Annotated in this window: 14 protein-coding genes; 7 read left to right on the forward strand and 7 right to left on the reverse strand. The window is 72.3% G+C overall.

The genetic code is table 11. The annotated features are described in order from the left end of the window. Positions 1 to 66 precede the first annotated feature (66 nt). Entirely contained in the window at positions 67 to 975 is a 909-nt protein-coding gene (locus ACLIBK_RS12725; RefSeq protein WP_415387634.1) for a hypothetical protein, read from the reverse strand. Positions 976 to 1047: 72 nt separating this feature from the next. Then, positions 1048 to 1857: an IclR family transcriptional regulator gene (locus ACLIBK_RS12730; RefSeq protein ID WP_415387635.1), complete on the reverse strand. Its 810-nt coding sequence runs from the start codon at positions 1855 to 1857 to the stop codon at positions 1048 to 1050. A 144-nt stretch (positions 1858 to 2001) separates the two neighbouring features. On the opposite strand from ACLIBK_RS12730, the gene ACLIBK_RS12735 reads away from it, so the two are divergent. Both ACLIBK_RS12735 and ACLIBK_RS12740 read left to right on the forward strand, forming a co-directional pair. Beyond that, entirely contained in the window at positions 2002 to 2796 is a 795-nt protein-coding gene (locus ACLIBK_RS12735) for an HpcH/HpaI aldolase family protein (RefSeq protein ID WP_415387636.1), read from the forward strand. Between the two features lie 29 nt (positions 2797 to 2825). After that, a complete protein-coding gene (locus tag ACLIBK_RS12740; RefSeq protein WP_415387637.1) occupies positions 2826 to 3740 on the forward strand; it encodes a DUF6282 family protein in 915 nt (304 codons plus the stop codon). A gap of 67 nt (positions 3741 to 3807) precedes the next feature. Here the strand turns inward: ACLIBK_RS12740 and ACLIBK_RS12745 are convergent, their stop codons facing one another. Continuing rightward, on the reverse strand, positions 3808 to 4581 hold the full coding sequence (locus ACLIBK_RS12745; RefSeq protein WP_415387638.1) for an SDR family NAD(P)-dependent oxidoreductase: 774 nt from the start codon (positions 4579 to 4581) through the stop codon (positions 3808 to 3810). 235 nt (positions 4582 to 4816) lie between these two features. On the opposite strand from ACLIBK_RS12745, the gene ACLIBK_RS12750 reads away from it, so the two are divergent. The 5 genes from ACLIBK_RS12750 (at position 4817) to ACLIBK_RS12770 (ending at position 10243) form a co-directional block, all read left to right on the forward strand. Beyond that, on the forward strand, positions 4817 to 5890 hold the full coding sequence (locus ACLIBK_RS12750; RefSeq protein WP_415387639.1) for an alpha/beta fold hydrolase: 1074 nt from the start codon (positions 4817 to 4819) through the stop codon (positions 5888 to 5890). A gap of 45 nt (positions 5891 to 5935) precedes the next feature. Continuing rightward, positions 5936 to 6931, forward strand: a complete 996-nt coding sequence (locus ACLIBK_RS12755) for an alpha/beta hydrolase (RefSeq protein WP_415387640.1) — start codon at positions 5936 to 5938, stop codon at positions 6929 to 6931. 128 nt (positions 6932 to 7059) lie between these two features. Further along, entirely contained in the window at positions 7060 to 8049 is a 990-nt protein-coding gene (locus tag ACLIBK_RS12760; RefSeq protein WP_415387641.1) for a Bug family tripartite tricarboxylate transporter substrate binding protein, read from the forward strand. Between the two features lie 32 nt (positions 8050 to 8081). Further along, positions 8082 to 9062, forward strand: coding sequence for a Bug family tripartite tricarboxylate transporter substrate binding protein (locus ACLIBK_RS12765; RefSeq protein ID WP_415387642.1), 981 nt, complete (start codon positions 8082 to 8084; stop codon positions 9060 to 9062). 137 nt (positions 9063 to 9199) lie between these two features. After that, on the forward strand, positions 9200 to 10243 hold the full coding sequence (locus ACLIBK_RS12770) for a mandelate racemase/muconate lactonizing enzyme family protein (protein WP_415387696.1): 1044 nt from the start codon (positions 9200 to 9202) through the stop codon (positions 10241 to 10243). A 171-nt stretch (positions 10244 to 10414) separates the two neighbouring features. Here the strand turns inward: ACLIBK_RS12770 and ACLIBK_RS12775 are convergent, their stop codons facing one another. The 4 genes from ACLIBK_RS12775 to ACLIBK_RS12790 all read right to left on the reverse strand — a co-directional run bounded on the left by ACLIBK_RS12775 (position 10415) and on the right by ACLIBK_RS12790 (position 14599). Beyond that, on the reverse strand, positions 10415 to 11368 hold the full coding sequence (locus ACLIBK_RS12775; RefSeq protein WP_415387643.1) for a Bug family tripartite tricarboxylate transporter substrate binding protein: 954 nt from the start codon (positions 11366 to 11368) through the stop codon (positions 10415 to 10417). Positions 11369 to 11403: 35 nt separating this feature from the next. Beyond that, positions 11404 to 12783 carry an MmgE/PrpD family protein gene (locus ACLIBK_RS12780; RefSeq protein WP_415387644.1) on the reverse strand — a complete coding sequence of 460 codons (1380 nt, stop codon included), beginning with the start codon at positions 12781 to 12783 and terminating at the stop codon, positions 11404 to 11406. Then, entirely contained in the window at positions 12780 to 13772 is a 993-nt protein-coding gene (locus ACLIBK_RS12785) for a Bug family tripartite tricarboxylate transporter substrate binding protein (protein ID WP_415387645.1), read from the reverse strand. Before ACLIBK_RS12785 ends, ACLIBK_RS12780 begins: the two co-directional genes overlap by 4 nt. Positions 13773 to 13939: 167 nt before the next feature. Continuing rightward, positions 13940 to 14599, reverse strand: coding sequence for a flavin reductase family protein (locus ACLIBK_RS12790; protein ID WP_415387646.1), 660 nt, complete (start codon positions 14597 to 14599; stop codon positions 13940 to 13942). Between the last annotated feature and the right edge of the window lie 99 nt (positions 14600 to 14698).

The following is a 14698-nucleotide window of genomic DNA, read 5'->3' on the forward strand; positions in this document are numbered from 1 at the left end:
GCAGGGTGCCGGCCGGGAGGGTGCCGCGGCACCCTCCCGGACGCGGTGCCCCGCGGCCGGCGGCGCTCAGGCGCTGGGCGGCATCGGGTAGTCGTCGGCGTTCAGCACCCAGCCCGGCTTGAGCGAGAAGTCCATCCGCGGCGGGCAGAAGATGTCCACCATCTGCCCGGCTTCCTCGGCGCGGGAGGTGTGGATGGAGGGCGGCGGGATCACGGTGATGGAGGGCGCGCCGCAGAGCACGTGCTCGTCCTCGCGCCAGGCGGTCTGGTCGGTCGTCCAGGGCCAGCGGATGTGGTGCGTGTAGGAACCGTTCAGCACCAGCGAGCCCTGCTCGAAATCGTCGTGGTGGTGCGGCGACAGCTTGCGCACGTCGCGCGGACCCATGGCGGTGTCGAGGTAGTTCACCATGAAGGTGGTGCAGCGCCAGATGCGCCCGAAGCGGCCGGGGGTCTTGGGCACGTCCAGCGTATAGGCACGGATGCGGAAGCCGTAGGGCGGCGTCGGCCAGTTCTGCAGCGGCGGGATGCGCGGGTCGTCTTCCGTGAAGGAGGCGGCGTTGCTGCACTTCGCCGCGAGATCGGCCGAGCGCGGTGTGAACAGCCGCACCAGGCGGCCATTGGCCTGCACGGTGATCTGGCTGTCACCGGGCGGCAGGAACACGACCGAGTTGCCCTCGATGGTCTTGCGCTCGCCGTTGGCGGTGATCTCCACGCTCGTGCCGGCTTCCGGCAGCAGCAGGACATATTCGTCCGGCTGGTCGCTGCGCGACAGCACGGTGCCGGCGGACACTTCGGAAAAGGCGACGATGAAGTTGCGGCCGCGCGCGTACCAGTGGCGGGCGCCGTCCGCTTCTTCCTGCGGCGCCGTCTCGTAGAACTTGGCGTACTGCGCCGCCGTGAAGTGGCCGGTCACCGCCGCCGGGGCGCCGGCGGGCGCGGCCAGGGCGGCGCGGGGATCGGAAGGGTCGTAGGCCATCGGGCGTCTCCGGGCGGGACCGGCGTGTTCCGTTGTGCAGAACATCGTTCCGGCAGATGCCCGATGCTGTTGTCAGGCACCGGCCGTGTCAACAGCGCTGCCGGGCGCGTGGCCGAGCCGGGCCGAGATGCGCCCGGCGGTGTCCAGCACGTGGCGGACCTGCTCCGCCGAAGGCTCGGCCTCGATGAACTGGATGGAGCCCAGGATCGCCACCGCGCCCACCATGTGGCCGCCGCCCTCGAACACCGGTGCGGCCAGGGCGTTGACGCCCAGCAGGCTTTCCCCCGGCGCCGTGGCCCAGCCGCGGGCGCGGACGCGCTCCAGCTCCTCGCGCAGCACGGTGGCGCTGGTGATGGTGTGCGGGGTGCGCATGTCCAGCCGCGACAGCAGCACGCGGTCGCGGATCGCGGGTTCCGCGAAGGCCAGTGTGACCTTGCCCTGCGCGGTGCAGTGCAGCGCCATCAGCGAGCCGGGCTTCACCGCGATCTCGATCGCCTCGTGCCCGGGAAGCGTGGCCAGCACGACGCCCCCGGCCGCCTCGGCGCGGCTGAGCACCACGGAATGGCCCAGCGCGTCGCGCAGCGCCCGCACCTCCTCGCGTGCCACGGTGGCGAGGTCGAAATTCTCGGCCACCGCCTGGCCCAGCGTGACCAGCCGGCTGCCGATCCGGTACTTCTCGGACTCCGCGGACTGCACGATGTAGCCGCTCTCCACCAGGGTGCGGAGGTGGCGGTGCATGCGGCTCTTGGTGGTGCCCAGCGCGCGTGCCAGGGCGGTGACGCCGACGCCGCCCCGCTGCTTGGCCAGGTATTCCAGGATCTGAAAGGCCATGGCCACCGCCTGCAGCCCTTCGCCCCGTGGGGGGCCGTCGATGCGCGACATGGTTTGGGGTTCTCCCTCGGGCGGCGATGGTCCTTGACATCGGCGGGGACCAGATGGATGTTCCCGTTGAGCAGAAACCTGTCTCTCCTACCAGAACAATGGCCGCATGGTCAAACGACCCGGCCGGTGCCGGGAGTGTCCCCCATGCCGCCTGTTCCCGCCGTTTCGGATTTCCGCGCCCGCCTTCGTGCCGGTGAACTGCTGGTCGGCAGCTTCCTGAAGACGCCCACCCTGCACGGGGCCGAGATCCTGGGCGGCATCGGCTACGACTTCGTGGTGGTGGACGAGGAGCATTCGCCCTTCGACCGCCAGGCCACGGACGCCGCGCTGTTCGCCGCCCGCGCCACCGGCACGGCCGGGCTGGTGCGGGTGCCCAGCCCGGCGCCGCACCACCTGCTCTCCGTGCTGGATTGCGGCGCCGCCGGCGTGCTGGTGCCGCATGTCGCCACCGCGGCCCTGGCGGCGCAGGTGGCGGCGGCCTGCCGCTATCGCGGCGGCAAGCGGGGCTATTCCGGCTCCGTGCGGGCGGCGAATTACGGCGGCGGCGGGATGTGGAACTACATCGACGCGGCGGATGCCGGCATCGCCGTGATCGCGCAGATCGAGGACCCCGAGGCGCTGGACGAGATCGACGCCATCGCCGCCACGGAGGGGATCGACGCGCTGTTCATCGGCCGCGGCGACCTGACCGCGGCCATGGGCGCGCCCACCAACGACGCCCCGCCGATCCGCGACGCGGTGGAGCGGATCGCCGCCGCCGCCAGGCGCGTGAACAAGCCCGTCGCGGTGTTCGTGGGCGGCATGAAGGAGGCGGAATGGCTGCGCGGCGTTGGCGCCACGGCCTTCGTCTACTCCTCCGACCAGGGCTTCATGAAGCAGGCGGCCAACAAGGCCCTGTCCGACATCCGTGCGCTCGGCACCGCCGGGCAGCCCGACTGAATCCCAGCACTCCCGAGGGAAGCACGAGCATGAGCACCGCGTTGAACACCGATCCCGGTCTGGTCGAGCAGCTGATGCAGGGCGCGATCGACCTGCACTGCCACAGCGGCCCTTCCGTGATGGCCCGCGCCCTGAACCATGAGGAAGCGCTGGCCCAGGCCGCGGAGGCCGGCATGCGCGCCGTGCTGTTCAAGGACCACTACTACCCCACCGGCCCCTTCGTGGAGGTGCTGAAGGAAGCCGGCAAGGCGACCCGGGCGGAGCCGATCGGCAGCATCGTGCTCAACAACTCCGTGGGCGGCATCAACCCCTTCGCGGTGGAGCCGGCGCTGAAGACCGGCGCCAAGGTGGTGTGGATGCCCACGGTGTCGGCGGCCAACCACATCCGCGAAGGGCACCGCAAGTCGCTGCTGCCGACCAAGGGCAAGATGCTGAAGCAGGTGGCGATCTCCGCCGTGGATGCGCACGGCGACCTGCTGGACGAGGTCAAGCACGTGCTGGATCTGATCGCCGAGCACGATGCCGTGCTGTCCTGCGGCCACCTGCACATCAGCGAGGTCTGGCCGCTGTTCGACGAGGCCAAGAAGCGCGGCGTCAACCGGCTGCTGGTCAACCACCCCAGCTACACCGTGGGCGCGTCTCTGAGCGACGTGAAGGAACTGGTGTCGATGGGGGCGTGGATCGAGCACTCGATCTGCATGTTCATCCCCAACCGCATGAAGGTCTACGACGAGAACTTCCTCAAGGCGCTGATCGAGGCGGCCGGCGTGGACCGGACCTTCTTCGGTTCCGACCTCGGCCAGACCAATGCGCCGCTGCCGGTGGAAGGCTTCCGGCAGATCATCGGCCTGTGCCTGTCCCTCGGCTATTCGGAGGAGGACGTACGCAAGATGGTCAGCACCAATGCGGCCCAGCTCGCCGGCCTCGGGGCGAATGATGCCTGAAGGCGTCGGGCAGCCCCGCGCTGCCCGGCTGCTTCCCGTGCCGGCAGGACCGGCACGGTGCTTTCCGTCAAAGGTGCCGCCCGCCATCCACCAGCAGCGTGGTCCCGGTGGACAGGCGCAGATGCGTGACCGCGGCCACCACGGCCAGGGCCACGTCGTCGGGCTGGCAGATCACCTTCAGCGGCGTCGCGGCGGCCGCGTTCAGCACGGCGTCGCGGCCGCGGCCGGGCACGAACTCCGTATCCACCGCGGCGGGCGAAACGGTGATCACGCGGATCTCCGGCGCCAGCACGCGCGCCAGGGACAGGCCCATCGTGTCCAGCGCCGCCTTGGACGCGCAGTAGGCGATGCTGCTGCCCAGGCCGTTGATCGCCGCCAGGGAGGAGATGTTCACCACGACCGCGTCGCCGCCCCGGCGCAGCAGCGGCGCGAAGGCGCGGATGGTGGAATAGGGGCCGCGCACGTTGGTGACGAGGATGCGGTCGAAGGTCTCGTCGTCCAGCGCGTCGAGGTCGGCGTGCCGGACGGCGCGCGTGGTGCCGGCGGAGTTCACCAGCACGTCGGCACGGCCGAGCTTCGCCTCTACCTCGGCCGCCGCGGCGCGCAGCGCGGCGCTGTCGGCCATCGGCATGTGCAGCGGCATGTGTCCGCTGCCCGGCAGTTCGGCGGCCAGCGCCTCCGCACGGTCGCGGCCGGCGTTGTAGCCGATCGCGACGGTGGCGCCGAGTTCCGCCAGGCGACGTGCCGTCGCCGCGCCGATGCCGCTGCTGCCGCCGGTGATCACGGCGACGCGGCCCGCGAGCCCGTAGGGGCCCAGGGCGCCGTTCCTGGCTTCGCTCATCTCGATCCTCCCTTGCCGCGCGCCGGCCGCCGTGTCCGGCCGCCGGTTCCGCCTCCGGCGCTCGGCCGTGTCCGCCGGATGCGGGCTTCTTCGCGGGTGCGCCGATGATGCGGCAAATCGTTTCCTGCCGCCAGCAGCCGGTCTTCGCGCAGGCCGATCCCGCGGCGGCTGTTGATTGCGCGCGGAGGTCTGTAAAGATGCGATCCGAATCAGAACAACGCGGAGAGGAAACGCCATGCCTGGGACGACACGCTGCCGGATAAAGGCGGCAAGGTTCGCGCAGGACGCAGGGCGGCTCGCCGCTGCGCTGCCCGTTGCCCTGGCGCTGCTGCTCGGGGCTGCCGGCGCGCAGGAAACGGGGCCTCTCACGATCGAGCGTTTCGGCTCCTTCCATGTCGGCGGCCGCAACGTGGAGATTTCCGGCCAGCCCATCCGCGAATACATGCCCACCACCGGGGGCGCGCTGAACCGGATCGATCCCAACGGCGCCTACATCGTCGGCGCCATGTACGCCCAGTACATGATCCCCGCCGCGCAGCGCGGCACGGCGCCGCTGATGCTCTGGCACGGTGCCTACCTGACCGGCGCGACCTGGGAAACCACGCCGGACGGGCGCGAGGGCTGGGACCACTTCTTCCTGCGCCGTGGCTGGGCGACCTATGTTACGGATGCGGTGGAGCGCGGCCGCAGCGGCTGGGCCATGGTGCCGGAGATTTTCCGCGAGCCCGTTTTCCTGCCGCTGCAGAACCCGTGGGAGCGCTTCCGCATCGGCGACGGCCCCGGCTCCTTCGCGCGCAACACCACCGCGCCGGGGACGCAGTTCCCGACCGACCGGGCGAGCTACATGAATTTCATGCGGCAGGTGGTGCCGCGCTTCCTCAGCACCGATGAGGACGTGACGGCCGGCTACATCGCGCTGCTGGAGCGGGTGGGCCCCAGCGTGGTGGTCGCGCACAGCCAGGGCGCCGCCTTTGCCTGGCAGGTGGCGCAGCGGCGGCCCGAGCTGTTCCGCGCGCTGGTGCTGGTGGAGCCGGCGGGCACCGGCGACATGGCGCAGGCGGCGCGGCTGAAGGACATCCCGCAGGTCTTCGTCTACGGCGACAACATGGACTCCCGCTGGACGGCGATCCGCGAGAATGCCCGCGGCTTCGCCGCCGCCATCCGCACCGCCGGCGGGCAGGTGGACGAGATCGACCTGCCCGCGCGTGGCATCCGCGGCAACAGCCACATGGTGATGATGGACCGCAACGGCGACCAGGTGGCGCAGCTGCTGCAGGACTGGCTGGCGGCGCATGGCTTCTGGCGCTAAGCCGGGCGCGAAAGCCGTGCAACGGGCAGCGAGGGGGAGAAACGGGTGAGCGAGGTTCTGCGCCGCGACGACACCGTGCGCACCGTGGATGGTGTCAACATCGCCATCCGCGAGGTCATGCCGGCTGGCGGCATACGGGACGGGGCCGTGCCGCTCGTACTGCTGCACGGCACGCGCATCCCGGGGCTGAGCGAGTACGACCTGCCCGTGGCGGGCGGCTCGCTGGTGGAGGATCTCGGCCGTGCCGGGCATGCCAGCGTGATCCTGGACGCGCGCGGCTTCGGCCGCTCCGACCGGCCCGCGCTGATGGAGCGGCCGCCGGGGGAGTCGAGGCCCTATGCCCGCTGCATGGAGATCCTGCGCGACGTGGACGCGGCGGTGGCGGCGACGCCGACCGCGCCGGGCGGCCGGGTGGCCCTGATGGGCTGGGGCATCGGCGCCACGGTGATGCTGAACTACGCCGCGCTCTGGCCGGAAAAGGTGAGCCACCTCATCCTCTACAACGTGCTCTATGGCGGCGGCACGGCGCATGGGCGGTACAAGGGGCACCCGCTGGAGGACCCGCAGCATCCCGGCCGGTTCAACGTCGCCCATTACGGCGGCTACAGCTTCAACTCGCCCGAGATGCTGATGCGCAAATGGGAGGAAAGCATCCCGGTCGCCGACAAGGATGCGTGGCGCGACCCGGCGGTGGCGCAGGCCTTCGCCCAGGCGCTGCTCGACGGCGATCCCACCGCGATGGATCGCGACCCGCCGAGCTACCGCAGCCCCAACGGCATGCTGGAAGACAGCTTCTACATCGGCAAGGGCCGCAAGCTGGTGGACGCCTGCCTGGTGCAGGCCAAGGTGCTGATCATGCGGCCGGGGCTGGACTACTTTTCGCGCCCGGACGACATCGCGGCGCTGCGCGCGGATCTCGTGAACGCGGAGCGCGTGGAACTCTGGGAGCCGCCGGACGCGACGCATTTCGTGATCCTCGACCGCCCCGAACGGGGGCGCGCGGAGGCGATCGCGACGATCACGCGCTTCCTCGACAGTTAGTGGCCGCGCGCTGCCCGGTACGGATGGCGTGCCTGCGGGATTTCGGAACGGTGCGGCCGGTGTGCGGAACTCCGCCGCGGCCAGATGCAGTCAGGGCGCGGCGGAGTTCCGCGAGGAGGAAACGAGCGATGACGCTTTCCAGGCGGGCCGCGACGCGGGCCCTGTGTGCCGCCCCGGCGCTGCTGCTGGCCGGGCAGCAGATCGCCGGGGCGCAGGAAGTCTGGCCGAACCGGCCGCTGCGCGTCATCCTGCCCTATACGCCGGGTGGCGGCACGGATGGGCTGGCCCGGACCCTCGCCACCTTTCTGCAGGGGCGGCTCGGGCAGCCCGTGGTGGTGGAGAACCGCCCGGGTGCGGGTGGCAACCTCGCCACCGAGTTCGTCGCCAATGCGCGGCCCGACGGCTACACGCTGCTGATCGGCAACCAGGGGCCGATGTCGGTCAACCCGACCCTGTTCCGCGACACCCTCACCGTGGACCCCGCCACCGCCCTGGTGCCGATCGCCATGGTGGCGGAAACGCAGCTGGTGGTGGTGGCCGGGCCCGGCAGCCGGGCGGCGAACCTGCAGGCGCTGCTGGACGAGGCGCGCGCCAGGGGCGGCCAGCTCACCTATGCCGCGCCCAGCGTCGGGGCGGCGGGGCACCTGGCCATGGCGCTGCTGTTCCAGCGCGCCGGCGTGGAAGCGACGGGCGTGCCTTATCGCGGCGCCGCCCCCGCCCTGACCGACGTGGCGGCGGGGCATGTCGCGGTGACGGCCAGCACCCTGCCCTCGGTGCTGAGCCTGGTGCAGGCGGGTTCGCTGCGGGCGCTGGCCGTCACCGGCAGCCAGCGCGCCGCCTCGCTGCCCGACGTGCCCACGGTGGCGGAAACCCTGCCGGATTACCGCGTCACCGCCTGGTACGGGCTGCTCGCGCCGCGCGGCACGCCCGCGCCGGTGGTGGAGCGGCTGGCGACGGAAGTGCGCGCCGCGGTGGCCTCGCCGGAGCTGGTGGAGCGGCTGCGCGTGGACGGCACGGACCCGTACAGCATGGATGGCGCCGCCTTCGGCCGGTTCATGCGGGAAGAGCGCGAGCGCTGGGCCGAGGTCATCCGCACGGCGAAGATCGTGCCGGAATGAGGGACGGGGATGCGGGGAAGGATGAGGGTTCCATGCCGGTGATCGCGGAACAGCTGGGCCGGCGCCGGTTGCTGCGCGGCCTCGCCGCCACGCCGCTGGCCCTGGCGGCGCCGGCCCTGGCGCAGAACGCGCCCGGCGGGCCGCTGCGGGTGATCGTCGGCTTCGCGGCCGGCGGGCTGGCCGACATCACCATCCGGCTGGTGGCGGAGCAGCTGTCGCAGCGGCTCGGCCAGCCCGTGGTGGTGGACAACCGTCCGGGCGCCGGCGGCTCGCTCGCCGCGCGCGCCGCGGCGGCGGCCGAGCCGGACGGGCGGACGCTGACGGTGCTGACCACCGGCAACGCCATCTACAAGTGGTTGTTCCGCTCGCTGCCCTACGACCCCGTGACGGATTTCACCGCCATCTCGGGGCTGGCCGCCTTCGACCTGCTGCTGCTGACCGGCGCCAATTCCCCGCTGCGCAGCTTCGCGGACGTGAAGGGACGCGCGGGTTCCGGTATGGCCATCGCCACGATCGGCGCCGGCAGCACGCAGAACATCGCCGGCGAATGGCTGAAGCTGGCCGCCGGGCTGGACGCCACCGTGGTGCCCTATCGCGCGACGGCGGAGGTGCTGACCTCCCTGCAGCGCGGCGATGCCCAGCTGGGCTTCGAATCCTTCGCCGCGGCGCGCGGCGCGATTGAGGGCGGGCTGGTGCGCGCCATCGCCAGCACCGGCGAGCGCCGGTCGCAGCTGCTGCCCGACCTGCCGACGCTGCGCGAGGCGGGGCTGGCGGACTACGCGGTGACGGGGTGGAACGCGCTCTTCGCGCCTGCCGGAACGCCGGCCGCCACGGTGGCGCTGCTGAACCGGCACGTCACCGCCATCCTGGCCACGCCGGAGATGCGCGCGCGGCTGCTGGAACTGGGGGTCGAGCCCTTGCCCAACACGCCGCAGCAGATGGGGGACACGCTGCGCCGGGACGTGGAGGTCTGGGGCGAGGTGATCCGCCGCACCGGCATCCCGCCGCAGTAGCGGCATCGCCGCGGCGCGGTTTCCGCCCGGAGGGGACTGGGCCGGCCGCGGCATCGGAGACCAACGCGAGCGCGGGCAGCGCCAGCCGCCCCGCCGCCCAGCAACGGAGAAGCGCCCTGCCCATCGTCACGGCCGAACTGCGCCCCTGCACCCAGCGCCAGGCGGATGCGGGCTGGACTTTTGCCCGCGCCACCGTGCCGGAGCTGCAGGGCTGGGTGCTCGTGCTCACGGATGAGGACGGGGTCACCGGGCTCGGCTACGCCCATGCCATTCCCGCCATCACCACCAACGGGGCCGGGGCGGAAGCGGCGCTGCGCTTTCTGCAGCCGCTGCTGGTCGGCCGTGAGCCGGAGGATCTCGCCGCCATCCTCGACCTCGCGGAAGGGTCGCTGGCGGGCAGCCGCTCGGCCAAGGCGGCGGTGGACATGGCGCTGCACGACCTGGTGGCGCGGCGGGCCGGCTTGCCGCTCTCGGCGCTGATGGGCGGGCACTTCCGCGACCGCATCCCGCAATCGCGCATCCTGTCGATCAAGGCGCCGGTGGAGATGGCCGCGTCGGCGGCGGCGCTGACGGCCAAGGGCTACCGCACGCTGAAGCTCAAGCTGGCGGGCGACGCGGCGCTGGATGCGCGGCGGGTGGCGGAGGTGCGTGCCGCGGTCGGGCCGGAGGTCACGCTGACGCTGGACCCCAACCAGTCCTACAGCGCCAAGGGCTTCATCGCGGCCTGGCGCGCGCTGGAACCGCACGGTATCGCGCTGGTGGAACAGCCGGTGCCGGCGGCGGACTGGAAGGGGCTGGCGCTGGTCACCCGCAGCCTGCCCGTGCCGGTGGAGGCGGACGAGACGGTGGAAAGCGTGGCCGACGTGCTTCGCGTGGTGGAAGGGCGGGTGGCGGACGTGGTGAACCTCAAGCTCACTAAGCTCGGCGGCGTGCGCAACTTTGTCACCGCCGCCCGTATCCTGGAGGGCGGGCAGGTTGCCGCCCGGGTGGGCGCCGCCTTCGGGCCGGCGCTGATCCAGGCGGCCGCCGCGCATGCCGCGGCCTCGCTGCGCCAGTTGCCCTTCGCCTGCGAGCTGTCGGAGCACGACCACATCCTGGACGACCCCTTCACCCCCCTGCCGATCGAGGAGGGCGTGATCGCCGTGCCGCCCGGTCCGGGCTGCGGCGTTACCTACGCATGAGGCTGGTGATCTGAGGTGGGGGAAAGGCTGGGGGAGTGAACTCCCCCGGACCCCCTCCTTCTTTCGGGAGTTTAAGGTGCTGCCCGTGTCACGGGCGCGCGCCAAAACTCCCGAAAATAGAAGGGGGTCCGGGGGCATACTTCCCCCCGGCTTAGCTCCCCGGCCTGGCCCCTAGCGCAGGCCGAGTTCCTCGATCAGCCGGGCGCTGGCGCGATCCTCGACGGCGAGGGCTTCGCCGAACTGCGCCGCGTCGAGCAGCAGGACCTCGTTGAAGGCGCGGCGCATGGTGGCCGCGTAGTCCGGCGCGGCGGCGGCGTCCAGGAAGGCGCGGCCCAGGCGGTCCACCACCGCGGCCGGCGTGCCGGGCGGCGCGAAGAAGCCGAAGCGGGTGACGAGGTCCACGTCCAGCCCGACCTCGCGCAGCGTGGTAAGGTCGGGCAGGGCGGCGATCCGCGTCGCGCCGGTCTGGGCCAGCGGCACGACGCCCTGGCTTTCCACCACGGGCATGATGATGCCGGGCGCGCCCACCACCAGGTCCACGTCGCCCGCCAGCAGCGCCGCCATCGCCGGCGCGATGCCGGAATAGGGCACATGCAGCAGCTTCACACCGGCGGCCCGCGCCATCACCTCGCCCGCCAGGTGCGGCGAGCTGCCGATGCCGGGGGAGCCGAAGGTCACGCTTTCCGGCCTGCTCCGCGCCTGGGCGAGCATTTCCCCCAGGGTGCGGAAAGGCGCGCCGCGCCGGGCGGCCACCATGATCGGGATGGAAACGAGATTGCACACCGGGGCGAAATCCGCGGCGGTGTAGGGCAGCCCCTGGATCCGCGGCACCACCGTCAGCGCCGCCGTGCCGGCGAAGAGCAGCGTGTAGCCGTCCGGGGTGCTGGTCCGCACCCGGTTGGCGCCGACGCCGCCACCGCCGCCCACCACGGAGTCGATCACCACGGGCTGTCCCAGCCGCTCGGCGAAGGCCTGCTGCAGGGGGCGGATATACTGGTCCGTGCCGCCGGCGGCGTAGGGCACGATCACGCGGATGGCGTGGCTGGAGAAGCCCTGGCCGCGGGCAGGGGCGGCGGCCAGCAGCGTTCCGCCCGCGATCAGCGCGTGGCGGCGGGAAATCGGCATGGTGTTCCTCGGGTTGTTGAGGCGGCCTGCCCGCATCATCGCCGCAGCGCTTCGAAGACCGGCGCGACGTCGTCCAGCTGGTCCAGCCGCAGCAGGGCTTCCGCCGTGGCTTCGGCCGCGGCCGGGGACAGCGCGTCGCGCGTGTTGGCGCGGAACTTCGCCACGATGTCGTCCGCCGACATCGGGTTGCGCGGCGTGCCGCGCATGTCGTCGATGCGGTGGGACAGCTCCCGCCCGTCGCGCAGCCGCACCCGCACCGTGCCGCCGGAGCGCGTCGGCTCCGTGTCGGGGTCGTCCAGGTAGGTCACGCGGTCGGCCAGCGCGTTGATGACCGGATCGCGCAGGCTCTCGGTCGCGTAGGCGTCCTTGTCCATGCGGCCGCGCACCAGCGCTTCCGCCACGGTGTGCTGCAGGCTGATCCGGCCGTGCCAGGTGGTGGCGGGGCGGCGCTTGTCCGCCACCGGCTCGCACATCGTGGCGAAGGAGCGCTGGCCGATGTGGCAGATCACCTCCTCCACCTCCTCCGGCCGGATGCCGTGCGTCGCGCGCAGCGTCAGGGCTGCCTCGATGTGCGGCATCATGGTGAAGGCGCAGGGATACACCTTGGAGGCGACCTTGAGCGCTTCCCAGCTCTCGCCCAGCCCGTCGGTGAGGCGGGACAGGCGCAGGCCGTCGCGGCCCTGCACGTGCGAGCGGAACCAGCCGAAGCGGCCCTCGAACACCGGGCGCGGGCCGGAAATGCCGGCGGTGGCGAGGTCCACCGCCCGCATCCCTCCGGTGGCGGCCATGCCGACGTGGAGCATCTTGGTGGAGGTGCCGTCCTCGAAGGACGCGTTCAGCCCGGCCGACAGGCTGCCGGCGGCGCCGAGCGCGTCGGCGATCACGGGGGCCGACAGGCCGCGCAGCTTGGCCAGCGCGGCGGCCGCCCCGAAGACGCCGAACACGGCGGTGGGATGGAAGCCCAGCGTGTGCAACCGCACCGGCGTGACCAGGCCGAGGCGGCAGGTAAGCTCGATGCCCACCAGCACCGCCTCGATCAACGACCGGCCGGAGCGGTGCTCGCGGGTGCATTCCGGAAAGGCCACGGCGACCGCCGGGGCGGTGGGATGGACGAAGCTCTCGATATGCGTGTCGTCGAATTCCAGCGTCGCCGTCAGGACGCCATTCACGAAGGCGGCGGTCAGCGGCGACACCTCCTCCGGGTCGCCCAGGATGGCGCTGCCGGTGCCGCCATCCGTGGCGCGGGAGGCGCGCTTGGCGGCGGCCACCAGTTCCAGCGGCTGCGCCGCCAGCATCACCCCGACCAGGTCCAGGATGCGCAGCTTGGTGCTCTCCACCACCGCGGCCGGCACGCGGTCCAGCGACAGTTCGGCGGCCCAGGTGGCGATCTGCTCGCTGATGCTCATGTCACTCATTCCGCTGTGATCCCGTTGTCGCGGATCACCGCGCCGAACTGCCGGTGGTCCTCCCGCAGGTCCGCTTCCAGCCGGGCCGGGTCGCGATAGCTCGGCACCACGCCGATCTGGCCGAGGCGTTCCACCACCGCCGCGTCGCGCAGCATGGCCTCGACCCCGGTGCTCAGCGCTGCCACCACCGGCTGCGGCAGGCCGGCCGGTCCCAGCAGCGCCTGCCAGCCGGAGGTGCGGACGCCGGGATAGCCGAGCTCGGCCAGGGTGGGGATGTCCGGCAGCTCGGGCAGGCGCTGGTCGCCCACCGCGGCCAGCCCGCGCAGGCGCCCCTGCCGGACGTGCTGGATCACGCCGGTGTCGATCATGAAGTCCAGGTCGCCGGACAGCATCGCCTGGATCGCTGGGGCCGAGCCGCGGAAGGGGATGTGCACGGCCTCGACTCCCGCTTCCCGGCGAAACATCTCGGTCATCACGTGCAGGGTGGAGCCGATGCCCGAGGAGCCGTAGTTCAGCTTGCCCGGATGGCTGCGGCCGTAGCGGACCAGCTCCGGCAGGGTGGTGACCGGCAGCGTCAGCCGCGCGGCGAGCAGGCGCTGCGATTCGCTGATGTTGGCGATGGCGGCGAAGTCGCGCAGCGCGTCGTATTCCACCCGCGCCATGTGCGGCAGGATGGCGAAGATGGCGTTGCCCGCCAGCAGGATCGTGTAGCCGTCCGGTGCGGCGCGGGCCACGGCGCGGGCCGCGATGGCGCCGCCGGCGCCGCCCTGGTTCTCCACCACCACGGGCGCGCCCAGGCGCGACGACAGGGCTTCCGCCACCACCCGTCCCACGAGGTCGCCCGTGCCGCCGGGCGGATAGGCGACGATCATGCGGATGGGCCGGTCGGGATAGGCGGCCGATGCGGCCCGCGGCAGCGCGAGGCCGGCAAGGAGGGCGAAGAACAGCAGCAGGCAGCGCCTGCCTGCCGGCTTGGCCCGGGTCGCGGTGATGCTCATCGGCGTTTCTCCCCCGGCTGCGGTTCCGCGACCGCTCGGCCCTCGGGGCATCCTGCCACAAGGGCCGCCGGGCACACGGGCAAACTGCCGGCGTTCCGGGGTACGGAACGGCCCCCTCGGGCAAGGCGCCGTGGCAGCGGTGCCGGGACGGGCCGGATCGCCGGGCCTCAGCCTTTCGCGGCCGAGCCCTCGCCGCCGGGCGGCTTCTGCAGCATCGGCCGATGGATGATCTCGCCCAGCGCCGCGTAGTAGGGGCCGCCCAGCCGGGCGATGGGGCGCATCTTGACGCTGTCCACGCGCGAGCCGTCGAAGATGTCGCGCGACAGGTGGAAGGCTACCACCTCACCGATGAACAGCGTGTTCACCCCGCGCCCGAGCGTGACCACCTGGTCCAGGCGGCATTCCATCTGCACGGGGGAGGCGGCGATGCGCGGCGGCTTCACCTTGCGGCTGGGCAGCAGCGCGATGCCCAGCGCTTCCGCCTCGCTCACCTCCGGCGGGAATTCCTGGGCGGAGCCGTGCATCGCCTCCATCGTGGCCTCGGTCGCCACGTTCACGACGAATTCGCCGTTGCTGCGCAGGTTGCGCGCGGTGTCCTTGATGGCGCCGTCCCCGGCGCGGGCGGCGATGTTGACCGCCAGCATGGGCGGGCTGGTGGCGACGTAGTTGTAGGAGGAGAAGGGCGCGGCATTGACCCGGCCGGTGTCGTCGACGGTGGTGATCCAGGCCACGGGGCGCGGCACCACGCAGCCGACGATCAGCCGGTAGGCCGTTGCCGTGTCCAGGCCTTCGCCGTCGATGAAGCTGAAGGTGTCGTCCGTGGTCATGTCGCGTGCTCCCGGCGAGCCGGGATGCCGGCGGCCGTGTGGGGTGGCGCCCGGCCTCGGGCGGGCTTGGTCGGGTTCAGGATAGGCCCCCGCCGCGGC

This window comes from Roseomonas sp. BN140053, from assembly GCF_047690175.1.
Taxonomy (GTDB): domain Bacteria; phylum Pseudomonadota; class Alphaproteobacteria; order Acetobacterales; family Acetobacteraceae; genus Roseomonas.

Bases quoted from the DNA above. Each gene is read 5' to 3' on its own strand.
- ACLIBK_RS12750 (WP_415387639.1), top strand. From the start codon at position 4,817: ATGCCTGGGACGACACGCTGCCGGATAAAGGCGGCAAGGTTCGCGCAG.
- ACLIBK_RS12780 (WP_415387644.1), bottom strand. From the start codon at position 12,783: ATGAGTGACATGAGCATCAGCGAGCAGATCGCCACCTGGGCCGCCGAA.
- ACLIBK_RS12765 (WP_415387642.1), top strand. From the start codon at position 8,082: ATGCCGGTGATCGCGGAACAGCTGGGCCGGCGCCGGTTGCTGCGCGGC.
- ACLIBK_RS12725 (WP_415387634.1), bottom strand. From the start codon at position 975: ATGGCCTACGACCCTTCCGATCCCCGCGCCGCCCTGGCCGCGCCCGCC.
- ACLIBK_RS12740 (WP_415387637.1), top strand. From the start codon at position 2,826: ATGAGCACCGCGTTGAACACCGATCCCGGTCTGGTCGAGCAGCTGATG.
- ACLIBK_RS12790 (WP_415387646.1), bottom strand. From the start codon at position 14,599: ATGACCACGGACGACACCTTCAGCTTCATCGACGGCGAAGGCCTGGAC.
- ACLIBK_RS12760 (WP_415387641.1), top strand. From the start codon at position 7,060: ATGACGCTTTCCAGGCGGGCCGCGACGCGGGCCCTGTGTGCCGCCCCG.
- ACLIBK_RS12730 (WP_415387635.1), bottom strand. From the start codon at position 1,857: ATGTCGCGCATCGACGGCCCCCCACGGGGCGAAGGGCTGCAGGCGGTG.
- ACLIBK_RS12745 (WP_415387638.1), bottom strand. From the start codon at position 4,581: ATGAGCGAAGCCAGGAACGGCGCCCTGGGCCCCTACGGGCTCGCGGGC.
- ACLIBK_RS12775 (WP_415387643.1), bottom strand. From the start codon at position 11,368: ATGCCGATTTCCCGCCGCCACGCGCTGATCGCGGGCGGAACGCTGCTG.
- ACLIBK_RS12735 (WP_415387636.1), top strand. From the start codon at position 2,002: ATGCCGCCTGTTCCCGCCGTTTCGGATTTCCGCGCCCGCCTTCGTGCC.
- ACLIBK_RS12785 (WP_415387645.1), bottom strand. From the start codon at position 13,772: ATGAGCATCACCGCGACCCGGGCCAAGCCGGCAGGCAGGCGCTGCCTG.